This window comes from Phenylobacterium sp. (assembly GCF_044358365.1).
Taxonomy (GTDB): Bacteria; Pseudomonadota; Alphaproteobacteria; order Caulobacterales; family Caulobacteraceae; genus Phenylobacterium.
The window spans coordinates 1-20,034 of sequence record NZ_JBIKNZ010000062.1; the positions used below are offsets into that span (position 1 = coordinate 1).

A 20,034-nucleotide genomic window follows, 5' to 3' on the forward strand; every position below is an offset into this window, starting at 1 on the left:
CGCGCCGCATCGCGCTCGCCGGCCGCCGCCTCGCGCGGGGTCTTTTCCTCCCCGCAGACCGCGTCGCAGACCGCCACCAGATCCGGCTGGTGCGACAGCCGCGCGCGCAGCCTGGCCAGCAGCTTTCGCGCCCGCTCGGTCTGCGCGCCATGCGCCAGCACCTGGGCCAGGCCCGGCCCCCCGCCCGGGCCGCCGCCGGGCAGCACCTCCAGGCTGGAAGGGAGTTTCGCGTCCATCCGCACGCGGCGCCAGACCTCGCCGTACCGCTCCCCCGTCGCCCGCGCGACCGGGCTGATCCGGCCCCGGGCGGTCAGCCAGTCCAGGCCGGTCTGGCGGCGATAGGCCCCTCGCCGGGTCGCAGGCGCAGGTTCGGCGATGGCCTGGCCCCGGGCGCGGGAAAGCGCCACGGTTTCGGCCACGCCCTCGGCCACGGCGCGCGCCTCGGCCTGGCCGGCGAGCCTGGCCTCCAGCCTGGCCAGCCGCGCGCGCTCCAGCGCCCTTATCCGCGACATGCGCGCCCCACTACCGCGTCGGCCAGGCGGTAGACCGCCTCCGACGCCGCCGCCTCGCCCTCGATCACCACCAGCCCCGCCGCCGTGTGGGCCATCAGCTCTCGCAGGAACCGGCCCCGTTCAGCGGGCCTGCGGCGGCTGAGCGCGCCGGCGATCACGGCGGCCGCCTCGTCGGGCCGACTCACAGCGAGAGCGCCGGATAGCCGCCCGCCGCCATGACCCGCGCCACGTGGGCCTTGTGGCGCGCGAACTTCGGCCGCATGGCGTCGGCGCCGACGCCGGGCCTGCGGATCCGGAAGTGCGCCTCAAGCTGGATGCTACGACCGGAACTGACGCAGCATTCTGCGCAAGCTCGGGCCCGGGTGGCTCCGCCGTAGCGGAGAGCGGAGTAGGTTTGTTGCTGAAGATTTGCCATAGAACAAACATAGAACATACAGCTGACTTGTCGCAAGATGTTTCTGCATATAACCTACAGTTCATGGATGGACGCGCCCAACGCCTCAGGCAGGCCCGGATCGACCGGGGCCACGAAACCGCCGCCGCGGCCGCCGACGCGTTCGGCTGGAGCCGCAACACCTATGCCGCCAACGAGAACGGCAACGCCCCCTACTCCTATCGCCGCGCCAAGGCGTATGCCGCCGCCTTCGGGGTCAGCGCCGAGTGGCTCTATGATGCGGCGGGTGACGCCAGGGTGGCGGGCGCCGACGGGATGGCGCCGGTGATTGGCTACGTCGGGGCAAATCCGGACGGCACGGTGCTGTTCGCCCTCGGCCATGACCCGGCCCAGCTGGCGCCTATCCCGCCGGGCGGCACCGCGCAGGCCCGCGCGCTGAAGGTGTCGGGCCACTCCATGCGCGGCGTCGCCGACGACGGCGCCCTGATCTATTTCGAGGATCAGCGCACCCCGCCCAGCCCCGACATGCTGGGCCATGTGGTGGTGGTCGAGACCGACACCGACGAGGTGCTGGTCAAGCGGCTGCTGCGGGGCTCGAAGCCCGGTCTCTATGATCTGGAAAGCGTGGCCGGCCCGGTGCGGCCGGATGCGCGCCTGCGCTGGGCGGCCCACATCACCGCCATCATCCCGCCCTTCCAGGCCCGCCGTATCCTGCGCGACGCGGCCTGATCCTGCAGGTTTTCTACGACAGCCTAGGGCAGGTCTTCCGCCAGGATCGACATGTTGAACACATAGGAACCGTCGCCGTCCTCGTCCTCGAACACCACGCCGATGAACTCCTCGCCCACATAGACCTCGGCGGAATCCTTCTGGCGCGGACGCGGGACCAGCGTGATCCGCGCGTTCGCAAACGTCCCGCGCAGATGGCCTTCGATCTTGCGGATAGCTTTTTCGTCCACGCGGGGCTCCTTCAAATTCGGCGGGAACCTAGAGCCTTTCCGGATCAGATGGAATCATCTGATCCGGACAAAACGGCTCGCCCTTCATATGTCTGGAGCATGACGGGCGCTTCAACCGGTACCCACTTGAAGCTGTCATGCTCTAGCGGGTCACGCGCGCCGGGGGAACCTCAGATCACAGGGTCGCTGTAGACGGCGTCGGCCAGGGTGTGATCCATGCTCTTTGCCGGCTCATCGCCCGCCGGACAGTTGACCAGCCGCGCCGGCACGCCGGCCGCCGTACAGCCCGCAGGAACCGGCTTCAGAACCACCGAGCCCGAGGCCACCTTGGCGTAGTCGCCGATCGTGATGTTGCCCAGCACCTTGGCTCCGGCGCCCAGCAGCACGCCGCGGCCCACCTTCGGGTGCCGGTCGCCACGCTCGGCCCCGGTGCCGCCCAGGGTCACGCCCTGCAGCATCGAGACATCATCGCCGATCACGGCGGTCTCGCCGATCACGATACCGGTGCCATGGTCGATGAACACGCCGCGGCCGATCCGGGTGGCCGGATTGATGTCGACCTGGAATAGCTCGCTGGAGCGGCTCTGCAGATAGAACGCCAGGGTCTCCCGACCCTCGTGCCACAGCCAGTGCGCCACCCGATGGGTCTGCAGCGCCAGGAAGCCCTTGAAGAACAGGAACGGCTGGACGTAACCCTTGCAGGCGGGGTCCCGCTCGAACACCGCCCGCAGATCGTACTCGGCCTTTTCGACGATCGAAGGGTCAGCCTCATAGGCCTCCTCGCAGATGTCGCGCAGACTCATGGCCCGCAGTTCCTGGTCGCCCAGCTTCCGTGCCAGCTGGTAGCTGAGGGCGTCCCCCAGCGACTTGTGGTTCAGGATCACCGCCGCCAGCAGGCTGGCGAGAGCCGACTCCGACATGGCTGCTGCCTGAGCCTCGTTTCGGAGCGCCGCCCAGACCGGCAGAGACGTATCGGCGTTCACCACTTCCAGTCGCTGCGTCATGCGTATCTCCCCGCCGCTACCCCATCATCGCCTTTGCGAGGTCGGGCGGCAACAACCCTTCCCTCGCCATATGGGATGCTTTCAACAGCATCGCCACCGTCAGAATATCTTCTATGTCTCCGGCCAAGGCGGCGGCCAACGCCTCGCGGAACGGCACGCGCTCAACCCGGATGTCTTCGGTGTCGTCGTGGCCGGCGGGATTGGCGGCCTCCGATAGTCCCAACGCGAGGTAGCCGAACGCGCGCTCGTCGCTAACCGAATTGGAAAGCTGGGCGCGCAACACCTCACGCCAGTCAGCCGCCTGCAGTCCGGTCTCCTCGGCCAGTTCCCGGCGAGCGCTCTCCAGCGGATCGGCGTCCAGCGGCCCGCCACCCTCCGGGATCTCCCAGCTGTATTCCGCCAGCGGGAACCGATGCTGGCCCACCAGAACGGTGTCACCATTGTCGTGCAGGGGCAGGACCGCGACCGCGAAATTCTTGAACCTTACCAGTCCATAGGTCGCCGGCGCGCCGGTCGGCGCCGTCACCGCGTACTCGGTCACGCCAATCCAGGGATTCTCGTAGATCGTCCGGGAAGCGCCACGTCGCCAGGGACTTCCGTGCGGCCTCAGCCACCTGGGCTTTTCTCCCACGGGGATCTCCATGCCATTGCGGAACCGGTGTTCACCCCCCTAAGTGGGTGCGCACACTCTCACCCCGGAAGGTCACCAAAACCTTGAGTTCCGCATTGCCGCCGCCGCCGTCCTTTGGCGCGCCCCTCCCGATAAAGGCGTCGCCTGAGGTGTTGAACTTCCTGGCGCTGCGACGATCAACCTCGGCCGTGACCCTGACGGAGCCCGCGCCCGACCCGTATCAGCTCTCCGACCTGCTGAGGCTGGCCGCCAGGGTCCCGGACCACGGCAAGCTTATGCCTTGGCGGTTCATTGTTCTTCAGGGTGTGGATAAGGCGGCGTTTGCGGCCCAGCTGGAGGCTATCAGTTCTGCTCGCGACGACGCCCTCCTGACCGGCAAACTTGCCAAGCTCAAGGCGCCGCCGCTGGCCATCGCCGTCATCTCGACGCCGAAGGTCGCCGCAATTCCGGAGTGGGAGCAGGTGCTTTCGGCCGGCGCTGTATGTTCCACCCTTGTCCAGGCGGCGATGGCCATGGGGTTTGGGGCAAACTGGATCACCGACTGGTACAGCTATGATGGCCAGGCGACCACGGCTCTGGGCCTTGAAGCCAGTGAACGCGTCGCCGGCTTCGTCCTCATCGGCACTCCCCGCGAGCCGCCGCTGGAACGCGAGCGCCCCTCGCCGCCCGATCTCGTGACTTACTGGAAACCTTAGGTGGCTACCCGCGCCTAACCACGCCCGCGATAGGGCGCGACCCCTTGGTCCGGTAGCCAGACCCCTGTAGGCGCCGCACCGGTCTGCCAGAACACATCGATCGGAATGCCGCCCCGCGGATACCAGTAGCCGCCGATCCTGAGCCACTCCGGCGTCAGCTCCGCCACGAGCCGCTTGCCGATCGCCACCGTGCAATCCTCATGGAATGCGCCGTTATTGCGGAACGAACCGAGATAGAGTTTGAGCGACTTGGATTCCACCAGCCAGTCGCCCGGCACATAGTCGATCACCAGATGGGCGAAATCGGGCTGACCGGTCACCGGGCAAAGTGACGTGAACTCCGGGGCCGCGAAACGAACCAGATAGCGGGTTCCGGGGTGCGGATTGGGCACCCGCTCCAGAACCGCAGCCTCAGGACTGTCGAACCCGCGCGCCTCCCGGCCAAGCTGGGTGAGATGGGTCTCTTCCATAATCACGGCATTAGCCGCTAGTACGGTTCTCAACAAGCAGCGGAGGGCGTCGGATGTCGCGGCAGTTCGAAGGTTACGTGGTCGTCGTGACCGGGGCTTCCACAGGATTGGGGCGCGCCATCGCTGTGGAGGTCGCCAGCCAGGGGGCCCGCACGGTGCTCATCAACTATGCTCACAACCAGGCCGACGCCGAGGAAACTGCGCGCCAGGTCGAGGCGCAGGGCGCGGCGGCCGTGATCATTCAGGGCGACGTAGCGGACGATGCCGATTGTCGGCGGATCGCGGCCGCCGCAGCGCCGTTCGGTCGCATCGACGCTCTTTTCAACAATGCCGGGACCACGCGATTCGCGGCGCACGGTGATATGGAAGCCGTTTCCGCACAGGACTTTCTGGATCTGTATGCCGTCAATGTTATCGGCGCCTTCCAGATGGTACGGGCCTGCAGAAGCCTGCTCGAAGCCGCGCCCCAGCCCGGCGCTGTCGTGATGACCTCCTCCATCGCTGGTGTCGCAGGGATCGGTTCGTCAGTGCCCTACGCAGCGTCCAAGGGCGCCCTCAATACCATGACGGTGTCCCTGGCGCGTGCTCTGGCGCCGAGGATTCGTGTGAACGCGGTCTGTCCCGGCTTCATCGATACACCGTGGTTCGGCAAGGGCATGCCCGAGAGCGCCGTCGAACGCCTTCGAACCAACGCGGCCGCCGGGACACCGCTGAAATCGGCTTCCAGACCGGAAGACATCGCCGCCGCAGCCGTCTTTCTGGCCGCGCCAGCATCCCGCCATGTCACCGGCGAAACCCTGCTTGTCGACGCGGGCTCGCACTTGGGATTCGCACCCGTGGTCGCGCGCTGACCTTGAATTGCGAATGATTTGCGACTAAGTCTTCAGCACCGCCACGACAAAGATGCTTAATAAAATATCAGCATGTTTGCTGCTTCGCTGAATGCTGCCCCTCGCGTTGATCTGAGGGCTCCACGCACGACCATGACTCTACCGCTGGCTTTGGCCGGTCGGACACATAAGGGGATAAAACCAATGAGAACGCTCAAAATCGCGCTCGCCGCCACTGTTGCATCATTTACCATGGCCGGCGCTGCGGCCGCCCAGGACTCTGGCCCGAAGTTCGCCTTCAACGTCGGCGCCAACAATGATTACGTATTCCGCGGCATCAGCCAGACCGACGAAGACCTGTCCGTCTTTGGTGGGGTCGACGCGAGCTTCATGGACATCGGCTATGCCGGCGCCTGGGTGTCAAACGTGGATTTCGGCAATGGCACCAATTTCGAGTATGACCTGTACGCTGGTGTGAAGCCCGTCGCCGGTGCGATCACCTTCGATCTGGCCGTCATTTTCTACGGCTACGCGGGTTCGCCCAACGGTTCGAACCAGGACTACTTCGAAGGCAAGATCGCGGCCTCGGTGCCGGCTGGCCCCGTCACCCTCGGCGCCGCGCTTTTCTATTCGCCTGAATTCTTCGGCAAGACCGGCGACGCCGTCTACACCGAGGTCAACTTCTCCACAGCGATCCCGGACAGCAAGTTCACGGTCAATGGCGCGCTGGGTTACCAGCAGGTTCAGGGCAATCTGGACTATTCGACCTGGAACGTCGGCGTCGGCTATGCCTTCACCGACACCCTCAGCGCCGACATTCGCTATCATGACACCGACCAGCACGGTTTCGGCAAAATCTACGGAAGCCGCGTCGTCGGCGGCCTGAAGTTCACCTTCTAGGCGCCAAGCCCTTGATCTAGACGATTAGAAAGGCCGTCGCAGACCTGCGACGGCTTTTCCCTTTTCCGGTTGGGCCTGGGTAATGCCCCCGTCCGCCCCTGGATTAAGGATGTTGGTACCCGACGGGCCGAGGGCTATGGTTGGGAATCGCATTTCCGGAGGAGTGTAACAAATGGAGCGTATGGCCGCCCGCGCCCAGACGATCCTGCTGGATATGCTACTAGCTGCGATCGCGTTCGCGCTTGCATTTTTCGTGGCCCCAACCCAGCCAGAACTTGGATTCGGTCAGGATGGCGCCCTTTCATTCTTCCAACTCTGCGCCATGTTCGCGGCCCTCGCGGGTATCTTCAGCCTGATCTTCCAGCGCGAGCTGTCGCCCTGGCGCTATGTTTCAATTCCCGACGCACTTGTGCTGGCACGCTGCGCTCTGCTGACGGCAGGGGTGTTTCTGCTGGCCGTGTTCGTACTGGATCGCGCCGAGGGTCTCCCGCGTTCCACCCTGGTGATGGCGCCTCTGCTCCAGATGTTCATCTGCATGGGCGCTCGTATCGCGCGCCGCGCGCAGCACGAGAACGCGCTGGAGAGTTTTTCGCCACTGCAGATGGCTTCCGACCGCGCGTCGCCCGCTTCGTCGCTATTGTTGATCGGCCCCTCATCGCTGGCCGACACCTATCTGCGCGGCGTCGCACGCAGCCATGATCACCCTTATGCCCCCGTCGGCATCATTGGCACGGACCGCCGCGAGGTTGGCCAACAGGTCCGGGGCGTCTGCATTCTGGAAGCCATCGATCGCCTCGACGAAGCTCTGGCGGATCTCCGGCGGTGGAACCGATACCCGCGCGCCGTCCTGTTTCTGGAGGAGCCCGGCAAGCTGAAGGGCCTGACCGCAGACCTGCTTGGCCGCCTCAAGAATGACGGTATCCGGCTGCTTCGCCTGCCCTCGATTGTCGAATTGTCCCAGCACGACGGCGTCACCCTTCTGCCGATGCGCGACATCAACATTGAGGAATTGTTGGCTCGCGAGCCCATTGAGCTCGATAGACATGCGGTCGGGGACCTCATCCAGGGTCGCCGCGTGTTGATCACCGGAGCAGGCGGTTCCATCGGCGCAGAACTATGCCGCCAGGTGGCCAGCTTTAACTGCGCGCGTCTCATCCTGCTTGATTTCTCCGAGACCGCCCTGTTCGAGATCGAGCGGGAAATTCGCGAGACCTTCCCCAACATCGCTATCAAGGCCGTGCTGAGCGACGTCCGGTCGGCTGCCCGGACCACGGCCATCTTCGCGCACGAACGTCCCGAGCTGGTCTTCCATGCTGCGGCCTTGAAGCACGTTTCCATGGTAGAGCGGCATCCGACCGAGGGCATCCTGACCAACGTCATCGGAACCTGGAATGTCGCAGAGGCGTCGCGGGCCTGCGACGCCCGCCAGATGGTTTTGATATCCACCGACAAGGCTGTCGATCCCACCAACGTGATGGGCGCAACCAAACGTTTGGCCGAGGCCGTCATCCAGGCTCAGCAAAGCACGGGCGAAGGCTCCCGCTTCTCTGCTGTGCGTTTCGGGAATGTCCTGGGCTCGTCGGGTTCGGTGGTGCCGATCTTCAAGTCCCAGATCGAACGCGGGGGCCCGGTCACGGTGACCCACCCGGAAATGACTCGTTTCTTCATGACAATCCCGGAGGCGGCGCAACTGGTGCTTCACGCCACGGCCACCTGTCACGCGGATGAACGTCGTGACTCGCGACTGTTCCTTCTCGAAATGGGCGAGCCGGTCAGCATCATGGATCTGGCGCAGCAGATGATCGCGCTTTCCGGCCGCCGCAACATCGATGTCGAGATCACGGGCCTGCGACCGGGCGAAAAGTTGACGGAAGCCTTGCTGGATGAAACCGAACGCGCCCTGCCCTGCGCACCCAAGGTGATGGAGGTTGTGTCCAGCTCAGCCATCCGGGTGATACCCACTCACCTCGAAGCGCTGGCCGCGACCGTTGAGTCGGGCAGCGATGAGGAGATCCGCAACGCCCTCTTCGACCTCGTAGGCCAGATCCGCGGCGAGAAGCCCGGCGCCCTGCCGACCCTGCGGGTCGTCTCGGGAGGCTGACGCACAGCCTTCGAGCGTCTACTCCGGAGAGCTTGCTCAGGCTACTCCGCCGCAACCACACGTTCTGGGGCCGCTGCCGCCTTCAGACGCGTCACCAACGCTTCATACTCATCCCAGAGCGCCTTGGGCGTGGCCTCACCGAACCGTTCGTAGAATTCCGGGATCAAGGCTGCTTCCTGCAGCCAGATCGCTGGATCCACGGTGAGCAACAGGTGCATCTGCGCATCGGTCATGTTGAGGCCGGAGGTGTCCACGCTGGCGCGGGTCGGCACGCGGCCAATGGGCGTATCCACGGCGTCGGCTTTGCCGTCCAGCCGTTCAGAGATCCACTTCAGCACCCGGCTGTTGTCGCCATATCCCGGCCAAACGAACTTGCCCCGCTCGTCCTTGCGGAACCAGTTGACGAAATAGATTCGGGGCAGCTTTGCCGCGTCATGGGTTGCACCCATCTTCAGCCAATGGGCGAAGTAGTCACCCATGTTGTAGCCGCAGAATGGCAGCATCGCGAACGGGTCGCGGCGCAGTTCTCCGATGGCGTTTTCCGCCGCTGCCGTGCCTTCCGAAGCAACATTCGAGGCCATGAACACGCCGTGCTGCCAATCGCGGGCCTCGGTCACCAACGGCACCGCAGAGGCGCGGCGTCCGCCGAACAGGATTGCCGAGATCGGCACCCCCGCCGGATCCTCCCACTCAGGCGCAATAACCGGCGTCTGGGCGGCGGGCACCGTGAAACGTGCGTTCGGATGGGCGGCGGGCGTATCACTGTCCGGCGTCCAGTCGCGCCCCTGCCAGTCGATCAGATGCGCCGGCGCTTCCGGTGTCAGGCCTTCCCACCAGACGTCACCGTCATCGGTAAGAGCCACATTGGTGAAGATGGAGTTGCCCCAGAGCGCCTCGATTGCATTCTTGTTGGTTTCGATGCCGGTTCCGGGCGCCACGCCGAAGAAACCGGCTTCCGGGTTGATGGCGTACAGGCGTCCATCCTGACCGAACCGCATCCAGCATATGTCGTCGCCGATCGTCTCGGCCTTCCACCGCTTCAGCGTCGGTTCAAGCATGGCCATATTGGTCTTGCCGCAGGCGCTGGGGAATGCGGCCGCCACAAACTTCGACTCGCCCGCGGGCGACGTAAGCTTGAGGATCAGCATATGCTCGGCGAACCAGCCCTCATCTCGGGCCATCACCGAGGCGATGCGCAGTGCAAAGCACTTCTTGCCCAGGAGCGCATTCCCACCATAGCCAGAGCCATAGGACCAGATTTCACGGCTCTCGGGGAAGTGGACGATGTACTTGATCTCGTTGCAGGGCCAGGCGACGTCCTTGACGCCATCCACCAGCGGCATACCCACCGTGTGCACTGCGGGAACAAAGAAGCCGTCATCGCCCAGAACGTCCAGCGCGCCCTGGCCCATCCGGGTCATGATCCGCATGGATACCGCCACATAGGCGCTGTCGGTTATCTCAACACCAATCTGGCTGATGGCGGACCCCAAGGGGCCCATGCAGAAGGGCACCACATACATCGTTCGACCGCGCATGACGCCCCGGAACAGGTCCGTCAGGTCCGAACGCATCTCGTTCGGGTCGAGCCAGTTGTTGGTAGGGCCAGCGTCTTCCGGCTTCTCAGAGCAAATGAATGTTCGGCTTTCCACGCGGGCGACATCGCGAGGATCCGAGGCGGCATAGAACGAGTTCGGGCGCTTTTCGGGGTTCAGCCGCTTGAGCGTACCAGCCGCGACAAGTTCTCCGGTGAGCCGGTTCCATTCGCCTTCCGAGCCATCGCACCAGACCACCCGGTCAGGTTGTGTCAATTCGGCGATATCACGAACCCAATGGATCAGTCGGGCGTGTTTCGTCGGCGCACTATCGAGGCCCGGCACAGTCTTCAGGCTCATTTACGGCAACTCCTTGGGTCCCAAACCGGCACAGAGGCATCCCCTCGCGCGCACTCACCGTGGGAATTCAATAGTTCGTCTGCATGGGCCGGGCCAGCACCAAGGCCCCTGCAGACGCGACAATCTACGCATCGCCTGTGGAAATGGCTGCATTCCGGGCATGCCGGCTCAGGACTACGGCCCAGGGAGACCGATTTCGAACAGAATCACTCCATGAGATATTTCTCGTGTCTCGCGGATTTGGCGCAAGCAGCGGAATAGGGCATGAGTAGCCAGCGCTATATGATTTCTCGGCCATGGAACCCTTGATCCCCTGCTCGCCCGACCGTCGAGGCCCGACTGCCAGAACAGCGGCAACACCGGCATGAGCATTGCCACCGGACATGACAGGACGTCGCGCCCAACAGACCCGCTCCTGGAAATCTATCTGGAACGCAGGTCCAACCTCGTCCGTTTCTTTGCTGCGAGGACAGGTTCGGCCGCCACGGCAGAGGATCTGGCCCAGGAGCTCTATCTCAAGTTGGCGACACGCGACCCAAACGCCCTGATGATCGAGAACCCGGTAGCGCTGATCTATCGGGTAGCGACGAACGTCATGCTCGACCGGGTCCGCGGCGACACGCGATCCAGCGCGCGTGACGCGGCATGGCGCCGGGTGGCTCACGCCTCGATAGGCGAGGATGACATAGCCATTGAACCGCCGGCGGATGAAGCGGCAGCGTCACGCCAGCGCTTGCGACAACTGGTTGAGGCCGTCTCTGGCCTGCCACCCCAGATGCAACGCGCTTTCCGGCTGCACAAACTGGAAGGCCGTAGCCATGCCGAAACGGCCCGCATCATGGGTATCTCGGTCAAGTCCGTAGAAAAGCACATCTCCGCCGGACTTAAGAGCATCACCCATAGGTTGGGTTCATGATCAACTCATGCGTGTATTTTCGGAGGGGGGGGGCGACGCGGTTCGGCGACGTCTATTTATCTAGCAGGTGGTCGTATGCGACAGCCCTGGAAGGACGCATGATCAAGGGCTGGCGATACGACGACGAGGCGTGCTGCGAAGACGCAGCGGGTTGGGTCGTGCGGCTTGAAGCCGGTAACCTTGGAGACGCGGAAGCGATCGCCTTTGACGCCTGGTTGTCCGCTTCTCCTGGCAATGTCTCAGCGTTTGATCGGGCGATGGGGGTTTCCCAACAAGTCGTCGCCAATGCGGAAGCCATCGTTCAGGGCCTATCCGCCAGGCGATCCATCCGACCTGCACCAGATCGCAGAACGGTCGTGGGCGGCTTCGGAATTGCCGCAGCGGCTTTTCTGGCCGTTGTGGCGGCGCCTCAGTTGATCACGTCGGCCAGCACCGAGACCTATGCGACCGCCAAGGGTGAACGTCGCTCCGTGACGTTGGCCGACGGATCCAGAGTCGATCTCAATGCCGGCACCAGCTTGACGGTATCCCTGTCGCGCAGCGCCCGGACGGTCAGGCTGGATCAGGGCCAGGCCGTTTTTGATGTCGCCCACAACGCAGATCGACCCTTCTATGTCGCCGCCGGTGACCGTACCGTGCGCGTGGTCGGAACCCAGTTTGACGTGCGACGGCGGGAGGGCAAACTGTCCGTGACGGTGGCACGGGGCGCCGTTGAGGTCCGTCCGGCTGAGGGTACATCCGGCAGGGCTTACCGTCTTCGCCCGGGCCAGCGCCTGGATCATGTCGAGGGCGACGCCCAAACAAAGGTCGTGAAGGCCGAAGCGTCCGAAGTGCTGGCCTGGCGCACGGGGAAGCTGGTTTATAGGGGACAACCCCTGTCCGAGGTCATCGCCGATTTGAACCAGCAATGGTCGACCCCGATCCGCCTCGATGACGCCACTCTGGGGGCGGTCCCGGTTTCCGGCGTTCTAGTCCTGGACAATCAGGACGCTGTAATTGGACGCTTGGCCTTGCTGGTTCCGATAAGCGCGGTACGTACCGACGCAGGTTTGATCCTGCGACGTGATAGAACGTCGGATCGCTAAAGAGGGCCTTTTGTCATAGCCAGGCGAAGCCTGCTTTCGCAGAGTCTGTTGGGCGGCGTAGCTCTCGCTTGTGTGGTGGGACGCGCTGAGGCCGCCGACTCTCGCTTCAATCTGGCGATCCCACCAAGGTCTTACGCTGATGCCCTGATAGATCTGGGGCTACAGACCAATGTATCAATTCTGGGAACCGCATCGTGCGGGGGTGGAGGCGTTACCCGACTGCGAGGCCGCTTCACACTCAATGAAGCCTTGACACGCTTGCTGGACGGGGCGCCTTGCCGATACCGGATTGTGGACACCCGCACCGTTCGGATAACAGCCAACCCTGCAGTGGTGACTGAGCTTGCCCCTGTCGACCCCCCCCGACCGCCACCACTCATTGCGGAGATTGTTGTCACCGCCACCAGGCGCCCCGTTGCCATGGATCGCCTGCCTGCCGGCGTAAGCGCCATTTCAGGGCAACAGATCGCCGCCACGGGCTCGGTGGACATCGGGCGCACCGTCGGACAGTTGGCCGGGGTTCAGACAACCAACCTCGGTCCCGGTCGCGACAAGTTGCTTATTCGAGGCCTGTCGGACGGCGCATTTACCGGCCGCACCCGCTCAACGGTGGGCACCTACCTGGACGAGGCGCCGATCAACTACAATGCGCCAGACCCCGATCTGAGACTGGTGGATCTGGATCGGATCGAGATCATCCGCGGTCCGCAAGGCGCGCTCTACGGGTCCGGCGCCCTGGCCGGCGTCTATCGCATCGTTACGCGCAAGCCGGAGCTCGAGACTGTTTCAGCCGGTCTTGCTGGCTCTCTCGCCGCGACCAAGGGCGGCGATGAAAGCTACGAGGTCGACGGCTACATCAACCTGCCGATTGTTCCAGGACGGCTCGCCGCCCGACTGGTCGCCTATAGTGATCTCCAGGGTGGATACCTCGACAACATCAGCCTGGGTCTCGCCAACGTCGACCAGACCCGTCGCAATGGTGGCAGGCTGGCTCTCCGCGCCCAGATCTCGAGCACTTGGCGCCTCGACATCGCCGGCGCGACCCAGAACCTGCACTCTAACGATACGCAGTACGTGACTGTTGCCAGCGGCAAGACGTCGAGGCCTTCTGCGGGCACGCCTCCTATCCGGACCAACAGCGTGCGTGAGGCCCACAACAACGACTTTACCTATGGCGGAGCCACCATCCAGGGCGACTTCGATTGGGGCAGCCTCACCTCATCGGCCAGCTACGTGCACCACGTCTACTCGAGCCAGTATGATGCTTCCGCGACCCTTGCAGACAATTTCGTTGTCCGCACTGGCGATATTGGCGCCTATTTCGAGGCGGCCAACGCCGACATGCTCATCCAGGATCTTGTGCTTCGTTCGCCAGGCGCTGGGCGATTCAACTGGCTGGTCGGGGTCTACACGGCGCGAACCGTGGAGCGGACCCCTTCGTCGCTGAAGATCCTGTCTGTAGGCCCGCTGGTGACCACCGCCTACACCGAAAGCCGCAAGGACCGGCGGGTAGAATATGCCGTCTATGGCGAAGGGGTCTATGATTTCGCAGAGGGGTGGAGCGCAACCGTCGGCGGGCGCGTATTCGAGAATCGCGTGCATACGAAATCGGATGTGGCGGTTACCCTTCCATACGACTCCAGATCCTTTGATCGCACACGCACCTTCCAGGGGTTCTCTCCCAAGATCGCCCTACAAAAGGAGTTCCAGTCCGGCGACCTGATCTACGCACTGGTCAGCGAGGGCTATCGCTCCGGCGGCTTCAATTCCAGCGGACTGTTCGCTATCGCCGCCCGCCGCGCCACTTTCGCGCCGGACCGCCTGAGCAACTACGAGATCGGCGCGAAGTTTCGCCGGTTGGACAATCGCCTCAACGTTCGCGCGTCCGCTTACGTCAATGACTGGTCCAACATCCAGACAGACCAGTACCGCCCGTCAGGCCTCGCCTACACGGCAAACGTCGCCGACGCCCGGATCGTGGGCCTCGAGGCAGAAGCCAGCTACGATTGGCCTTTCGGTCTCTCCCTGCAGGTCAACGGAATGTTCGCAGACTCTCGCATTCGCAACGCCAACGCCGATTTCGCAGCCCAGGTCACCGGAGCGTTGCCAGGCGTGCCCAAGGTCTCTGCCGGCTTACTCGCCGCCTATCAACGGTCGCTCACGGAAGAGCTCACCCTGCGCCTGATCGGTGAAGCCAACTACATCGGCCCCTCGTCTCTCAGCTTCAACGCCAGTCTCTCGCCAAAGATGGGACAGTACCTGCGCGCCCGCCTTTCGGCGGAGATCGTGGCCGACACCTGGCGGGCCGCCGCCTTTGTCAGCAACCCGTTCAACGACACCGGAGACACCTTCGCCTACGGCAATCCGTTCAGCTTTGGACAGTTACGCCAGGCCACGCCGCAACGCCCTCGCACATTCGGGGTGCGGTTGGCGGCCAATTTCTGAACAAAAGGTAAAGCTTGGCTGGGGGGCAGGTTCAAGGCGCGGCGTCTATCCCATGACGAGCTTCGCAGTGGAGCGCCCGAGAGGTCTACCGTGGTCAAATTGTCGGCCGTTGTCTGTGTCCAGAATCAGGAAGCCCAGCTTTTGGATTGCCTGCGCAAACTCTCATTCTGCGACGAGATCGTGGTAGTGGCAGACCGCTGCACCGACCGGTCACAGGAGATCGCCCGACGCTACGGCGCCATCGTCATTGACGGCATTTTCCCGCTCGAGAGCCACCGGCGGATGGCGGGCGTCGAGGCCTGCTCCAGCGAGTGGGTGCTTGAGGTTGAGCCCGAGGAACGGATAGACGCCGCATTGGCCTGGGAAATACGCGCAGTGCTTCAGATGCGGCGCGCCAGTGATTGGTACGAACTGCCGATCGACAACTATGTTGGCGAAAGCCTGGTCCGCAACGGCTGGACCGGCGTCCTGAGCGCAAGACGTGAGCCGCGCCTCTACAAGCGCGGCCTGAAATCGTGGGATGCTGGACGCGTGCGGACGCCAGTGGCGATGGCCGGGCAATCAGGAGGCGCCCTGACAGGGACGATCCGCCGTTTGCTGGGACGCGACGTCGGGAGCCTGGTGGAACGTCTCAACCGATTCACCGCATTGCGTGCCGAGGACGTGGTCGACACCGGTCGTCCCGCTGGCCTGGCCATGAGCATGGCTCAGGGTCTCGGCGAACTGGCCCGGAGCTATCTGGCGCAGGGTGGCTGGCGCGAGGGACGCCTTGGCCTGACGGCAGGTCTGTTGTCGGCCCTTTCGCCACTGATCGTCCATCTGCGCGCCCGTGATATCGCGGACGTACGTCGTCTGGCAGCAGAACAGGCTGGCGATGCGACCCAGCCGGCCACGCTGCGCCGTGTGGCGGGCCTCGGCGGGCGTTGACGCTTAAGGCTCCGGCAACGGGGCTCGCTCTAGAGAACGACTGAAGGGCTTCAACGCGGCGCCCGTCGGGAGGCGTGGCCTTGACGATTCTGGTTACTGGTTCAGCGGGCTTCATCGGCTTTCACCTGTCCCGGCGCTTGATGGAAGCCGGTGAGGCGGTGGTCGGCCTCGACAACCTCAATGCCTACTATGATCCAGCGCTGAAGGCGGCCCGGCTGGCGATCCTCGAAAGCCATTCCGGCTATCGTCACGCCAAACTGGATCTGGCCGACCGCGAGGGCATAGCTGGCCTTTTCGCCGAGGTAAGGCCTGATGCCGTTGTCAATCTCGCCGCCCAGGCAGGCGTGCGCTACAGCCTGGAAGCGCCGGAGGCCTACGTGGACTCCAATGTCGTCGGCTTCCTCAACATCCTGGAGGGCTGCCGCGCCACCCAGCCGAAGCACCTGATCTATGCCTCAACCAGTTCGGTTTACGGCGCCAACACGAAATTGCCTTTCAGCGTCCACGACCCGGCTACTCACCCAATCACCCTCTATGCGGCGACCAAGGTGGCGAACGAATCCATGGCGCACGCCTATGCCCACCTGTTCGGCATCCCCTGCACGGGCTTCCGGTTCTTCACAGTCTACGGGCCGTGGGGACGTCCGGACATGGCTCTGTTCAAGTTCACCGACGCCATGCTCAAGGGTCAGCCCATCGACGTCTACGGCGAGGGCAAGATGCAGCGGGATTTCACCTATGTGGAGGACATCGTCTCAGGCCTCGTAGCCGCAATCGGGCGCCCGCCGGCCGCCAATCCCCAATGGGATGGGATCTCCGCAGATTCCGGCACCAGCAATGCGCCCTGGCGGGTGCTGAACCTGGGCGCCAGCCGGTGCGTGGAGTTGATGCACTACATCAAGGTGCTGGAAGCGAAGCTGGGCGTGAAGGCCAAACTCAACCTGCTGCCCATACAGCCGGGCGATGTGACACGAACCGAGGCCGACACGGCCACCACCCGGGCAATCCTCGACTACAGCCCCTCCACGACGGTGGAAGTGGGCATTGGACATTTCGTGGACTGGTACCGGGAGTACTTCCGGGTCTAGGCTGGGTGTTCAATAGAGGCCGGGGGCTGGAAGATCCACTGCGGACCGGCCGCCGGAACTCTACGTCTGTCCATGACGACAGATTGTCCCGGCGTCCGATCGGTCTCAATCTCGCGTGCGAGCCCTATTTCGTCGGCGCCTTGGCCGCCTGGACCTCGATCTCCGCGTACATGCCCGGCCGCACCAGGGCCGCCACCTGTGACGTAATACGCGCCGGCTTGTTCTTCAGAGGACCGTAGAACTGGGTGTAACCTTCCATCATGCCGGAGAAATCCATACCGCCACCCTTGGCCGGATCGCCGACCAGCAGCACGCGCATCATGACGGTGTCGCTCAGGCTGTAACCCTGCCCCTTCATGATCGCCTCAATCTTGGTCAGCACGCTGATCACCTGGGTCTTGGTATCTCCAAATGGCGTGGCAGCCGGCGCGCCGGGGACAACGTCCGGCGTAATCCCGCTGACATAGAGGGTCTCGGAACCAGCGGGCGCCTTGACGGCTTGGGAAATGAAACCGTTGCTCGGGTTGACATGGACATTCTGGGCGGCGGCCGAGCCGGCGACCATGAGGCTCGCGAAGACCGCAGCCGAGAGAATCTTGAAATGCATTGATTGGTCCCTTTGACGACTTGAGTCCTGGCGATGGATCACCCGCAGAGGTGGCGGGCGGCGACACATCTTGCACTCAGGAAACTAGGACGGGCGATGCGGCGCGCCCAGTCCATTCCCGTCGCGCCGGGCCTATTCCGGGAAGGCGCCCGAAAATTGGTCGGTCCAGGACCGGCTGTGCCAACACCCGGCGAATTCGAGGGGGCGGCGAGGCAAACGGAGCGTTTTCCAGTTTTTGCGCATTCGCCAAATTCGATGAAGCACCTCCTCAGCGGGCGCCGCTGACCGAAAATTGCGCAATTGTTGCAGACCTGTAAACGCCACAGCCTGTGCTGAATTGACTTCCGATCAGCGGCGCGTGGTTCTGGCTCGTCACTGAGTGAATCAAAGTGACGCCGAGCTGGTGGACGCAATGCATCGTTCATTGAAACCGCAGCCTTCGGCGTCGCGACATTCGGGACACGGAAGAGAACGTCGAGACGGGCCCATCATCGTAACGAGGGGGTTCACCTTGAGAAATCCATTTGTGGGCGTCAGCGCCCTGGTTCTGGGCGCGGCCATGGCGGGCGGCGTACAGGCAGCGGATGCCGAAACGGACGCGACAGATGTCGAAGCCGTCATTGTTACCGGCACGCGGACAACCGGCCTTCGCGCCGTCGACAGCCCGGCCCCGATCACGGTGCTGGATTCCACAGCTCTGACCCGGGTGGGTCAGACCGATCTGGTCCAGGCCATTGCCCAGAACGTGCCATCGTTCAACGCCCAGTCGTTCGGCAGCGACACCGCCAACCTGAGGCTGTCGGCCAAGCTCAGGGGTCTGAGCCCCAACCACGCCCTGATTCTGATCAATGGTAAGCGTCGCCACGGCACCGCCAACCTCGCCGTCCTCGGCGGTGCGTTCCAGGGCGGCGCGTCCGCCGATCTGAACTTCGTGAGCCTTGGTTCAGTGGCCCGCGTCGAAGTCCTGCAGGAAGGCGCAGCCGCGCAGTACGGTTCGGACGCCATCGCCGGCGTCATCAACATCATCCTCAAGGAGAACGACTCTGGTGGCGGAATCACCGCGACCGCAGGCAAGTTCTACAGCGCTGGCGGCAAAACCGCCGACCTGACGCTGAACCTTGGCCTGAAACCAATTGAGAATTCATATCTCAACCTGACTTATCAGACCAAATATCATGACTATACCTTTGTCGGGGACGTTGACCCCCGGGTCACCAACACCTCGTTCAACATCAATTCAACTTCGCGCCTTTCGCGCTACCCGCAAGTCGCCAGCCTGCCCGATTTCCCCTATCTGAACCAGATCACGGGTGATGCCGAGTACCGGCTCAATGTCGGCGGCTACAACTTCGGCATCGATATCGGCGACGTCAAATTCTACAGCTTCGGCACCTACGGCGACAAATACGCCTCGGGCATTCAGAACTACCGCGTACCGAACCTGGTGGTCGGTCGCGATGGCTCGATCCCGCGGCCCTTCGGCTTCAGTCCCCGGATCGTCGTTCAGGAAACGGACTATGCCGCAACGAGCGGCTTCAAGGGCGAACTGGCCAGCGGCTGGAACTACGATGTCGCAACCACCTATGGCGAGGATAGCGTCAGCCTCTACAACAAGGACTCGCTCAACCGGTCCCTCTACATCGACACGTCCACGCCGACGACGCCGGGCTTCTCGCCTTCGGACTTCTACAACGGCGCATTCATCTTCACGCAGTGGACCTCGCAGATCGACCTTGATCGTGAACTCGATGTGGGCTTCGCCGAACCGCTGAACCTGGCCCTCGGCGCCGAGTACCGTCGCGAGTCCTACGAGATCAAGGCCGGGGACCCGGGCTCCTACTATAAGGAAGGCGTGCAGGCTTACCCCGGGTTCGAACCGACGGACGCTGGCAAGAGCACGCGCCGCAGCTATGCCATCTACGGCAACGTCGCGTTCTCGCCGACTGAGCCGATGAAGCTGGACCTTGCGGCTCGCTATGAGCACTTCAGCGACTTCGGCGACACCTTCATCGTCAAGGCGACGGGTCGTTACGACTTCAACGAGATGTTCGCCATCCGGGCCACAGGCAGCACAGGATTCCGCGCCCCGACACTTGCCGAAGGCAACTACTCGGCGACGAACGTGTCTCCGACCTCGGCGTTCGTGCAGCTTCCACCGAACTCGCCGGCCGCCGCGCTGGTCGGCGTCAGCGGCCTGGACGCTGAAAAGTCACGCAACTACAGCGTCGGTTTCGTGGTCAAGCCTGGAATGGGCATCACCGCGACCCTTGATCTCTACCAGATCTCGATCAAGGACCGTGTCGTGGGCTCGGCAACGCTGTTCGGCTCCGGCGGCACCGTTAACCTGCCCGCCGTCCGCGCGGCGATCCTGGCGAGCGGCAGCGTCCTTGACCCGACCGTGACCCAGACCGGGATCAACATCTTCACCAACGGCCTCGACACCCGCACACGGGGCGCCGACCTGGTTGTGACAACCCGCACGGATCTCGATGACTGGGGCAGCATTCAGTGGTCTTTGACCGGCAACTGGTCCGACACCAAGGTCACCAAGTTCGCCAAGCCACCGGCGCAGTTG

Annotated in this window: 20 protein-coding genes; 11 read left to right on the top strand and 9 right to left on the bottom strand. The window is 63.7% G+C overall.

All coding sequences use genetic code 11. The annotated features are described in order from the left end of the window. From ACIQ3B_RS14365 to ACIQ3B_RS14375, 3 genes are all read right to left on the bottom strand, one after another. Positions 1-512, bottom strand: a 512-nt coding sequence (locus ACIQ3B_RS14365; RefSeq protein ID WP_397403720.1) for a hypothetical protein, incomplete at its 3' end; no start/stop codon positions are given. Then, a complete protein-coding gene (locus ACIQ3B_RS14370; RefSeq protein WP_397403722.1) occupies positions 500-697 on the bottom strand; it encodes a hypothetical protein in 198 nt (65 codons plus the stop codon). The genes ACIQ3B_RS14365 and ACIQ3B_RS14370, both read right to left, overlap by 13 nt. After that, entirely contained in the window at positions 694-927 is a 234-nt protein-coding gene (locus tag ACIQ3B_RS14375) for a hypothetical protein (protein WP_397403724.1), read from the bottom strand. Before ACIQ3B_RS14375 ends, ACIQ3B_RS14370 begins: the two co-directional genes overlap by 4 nt. Before the next feature lie 63 nt (positions 928-990). On the opposite strand from ACIQ3B_RS14375, the gene ACIQ3B_RS14380 reads away from it, so the two are divergent. After that, positions 991-1,635: a helix-turn-helix transcriptional regulator gene (locus ACIQ3B_RS14380; RefSeq protein WP_397403726.1), complete on the top strand. Its 645-nt coding sequence runs from the start codon at positions 991-993 to the stop codon at positions 1,633-1,635. 23 nt (positions 1,636-1,658) lie between these two features. On the opposite strand, the gene ACIQ3B_RS14385 is transcribed toward ACIQ3B_RS14380, so the two are convergent. From ACIQ3B_RS14385 to ACIQ3B_RS14395, 3 genes are all read right to left on the bottom strand, one after another. Next, a complete protein-coding gene (locus tag ACIQ3B_RS14385; protein ID WP_397403728.1) occupies positions 1,659-1,865 on the bottom strand; it encodes a DUF3126 family protein in 207 nt (68 codons plus the stop codon). 170 nt (positions 1,866-2,035) lie between these two features. Continuing rightward, entirely contained in the window at positions 2,036-2,869 is an 834-nt protein-coding gene (gene cysE, locus ACIQ3B_RS14390; protein ID WP_397403730.1) for a serine O-acetyltransferase, read from the bottom strand. Positions 2,870-2,885: 16 nt separating this feature from the next. Then, a complete protein-coding gene (locus tag ACIQ3B_RS14395; protein WP_397403732.1) occupies positions 2,886-3,500 on the bottom strand; it encodes an NUDIX domain-containing protein in 615 nt (204 codons plus the stop codon). Positions 3,501-3,649: 149 nt separating this feature from the next. On the opposite strand from ACIQ3B_RS14395, the gene ACIQ3B_RS14400 reads away from it, so the two are divergent. Beyond that, on the top strand, positions 3,650-4,195 hold the full coding sequence (locus tag ACIQ3B_RS14400) for a nitroreductase family protein (RefSeq protein WP_397403734.1): 546 nt from the start codon (positions 3,650-3,652) through the stop codon (positions 4,193-4,195). Positions 4,196-4,209: 14 nt separating this feature from the next. On the opposite strand, the gene queF is transcribed toward ACIQ3B_RS14400, so the two are convergent. Continuing rightward, positions 4,210-4,665: a preQ(1) synthase gene (gene queF, locus ACIQ3B_RS14405; protein WP_397403756.1), complete on the bottom strand. Its 456-nt coding sequence runs from the start codon at positions 4,663-4,665 to the stop codon at positions 4,210-4,212. Positions 4,666-4,718: 53 nt separating this feature from the next. On the opposite strand from queF, the gene ACIQ3B_RS14410 reads away from it, so the two are divergent. The 3 genes from ACIQ3B_RS14410 (at position 4,719) to ACIQ3B_RS14420 (ending at position 8,496) form a co-directional block, all read left to right on the top strand. Further along, on the top strand, positions 4,719-5,516 hold the full coding sequence (locus tag ACIQ3B_RS14410) for an SDR family NAD(P)-dependent oxidoreductase (protein WP_397403736.1): 798 nt from the start codon (positions 4,719-4,721) through the stop codon (positions 5,514-5,516). 183 nt (positions 5,517-5,699) lie between these two features. Further along, positions 5,700-6,395: a TorF family putative porin gene (locus ACIQ3B_RS14415; RefSeq protein WP_397403738.1), complete on the top strand. Its 696-nt coding sequence runs from the start codon at positions 5,700-5,702 to the stop codon at positions 6,393-6,395. 172 nt (positions 6,396-6,567) lie between these two features. Then, complete coding sequence (locus ACIQ3B_RS14420; RefSeq protein WP_397403740.1) at positions 6,568-8,496, top strand: polysaccharide biosynthesis protein; 1,929 nt, start codon at positions 6,568-6,570, stop codon at positions 8,494-8,496. A gap of 41 nt (positions 8,497-8,537) precedes the next feature. Here ACIQ3B_RS14420 and ACIQ3B_RS14425 read toward each other — a convergent pair whose 3' ends face one another. Continuing rightward, positions 8,538-10,391, bottom strand: a complete 1,854-nt coding sequence (locus ACIQ3B_RS14425; protein ID WP_397403742.1) for a phosphoenolpyruvate carboxykinase (GTP) — start codon at positions 10,389-10,391, stop codon at positions 8,538-8,540. Positions 10,392-10,755: 364 nt separating this feature from the next. On the opposite strand from ACIQ3B_RS14425, the gene ACIQ3B_RS14430 reads away from it, so the two are divergent. The 5 genes from ACIQ3B_RS14430 to ACIQ3B_RS14450 all read left to right on the top strand — a co-directional run bounded on the left by ACIQ3B_RS14430 (position 10,756) and on the right by ACIQ3B_RS14450 (position 16,852). Further along, entirely contained in the window at positions 10,756-11,307 is a 552-nt protein-coding gene (locus ACIQ3B_RS14430; protein ID WP_397403744.1) for an RNA polymerase sigma factor, read from the top strand. A gap of 98 nt (positions 11,308-11,405) precedes the next feature. After that, complete coding sequence (locus tag ACIQ3B_RS14435; protein WP_397403745.1) at positions 11,406-12,392, top strand: FecR family protein; 987 nt, start codon at positions 11,406-11,408, stop codon at positions 12,390-12,392. 420 nt (positions 12,393-12,812) lie between these two features. Next, on the top strand, positions 12,813-14,837 hold the full coding sequence (locus tag ACIQ3B_RS14440; RefSeq protein WP_397403747.1) for a TonB-dependent receptor: 2,025 nt from the start codon (positions 12,813-12,815) through the stop codon (positions 14,835-14,837). Between the two features lie 90 nt (positions 14,838-14,927). Then, positions 14,928-15,764 carry a glycosyltransferase family 2 protein gene (locus ACIQ3B_RS14445; protein ID WP_397403748.1) on the top strand — a complete coding sequence of 279 codons (837 nt, stop codon included), beginning with the start codon at positions 14,928-14,930 and terminating at the stop codon, positions 15,762-15,764. 74 nt (positions 15,765-15,838) lie between these two features. Further along, positions 15,839-16,852: an NAD-dependent epimerase gene (locus ACIQ3B_RS14450; RefSeq protein ID WP_397403750.1), complete on the top strand. Its 1,014-nt coding sequence runs from the start codon at positions 15,839-15,841 to the stop codon at positions 16,850-16,852. A gap of 124 nt (positions 16,853-16,976) precedes the next feature. Here ACIQ3B_RS14450 and ACIQ3B_RS14455 read toward each other — a convergent pair whose 3' ends face one another. Further along, entirely contained in the window at positions 16,977-17,459 is a 483-nt protein-coding gene (locus tag ACIQ3B_RS14455; protein ID WP_397403752.1) for a RidA family protein, read from the bottom strand. Between the two features lie 511 nt (positions 17,460-17,970). Between ACIQ3B_RS14455 and ACIQ3B_RS14460 the strand changes: the two genes are divergently transcribed. Beyond that, on the top strand, positions 17,971-20,034 hold a 2,064-nt coding region (locus ACIQ3B_RS14460; RefSeq protein WP_397403754.1), incomplete at its 3' end, for a TonB-dependent receptor plug domain-containing protein.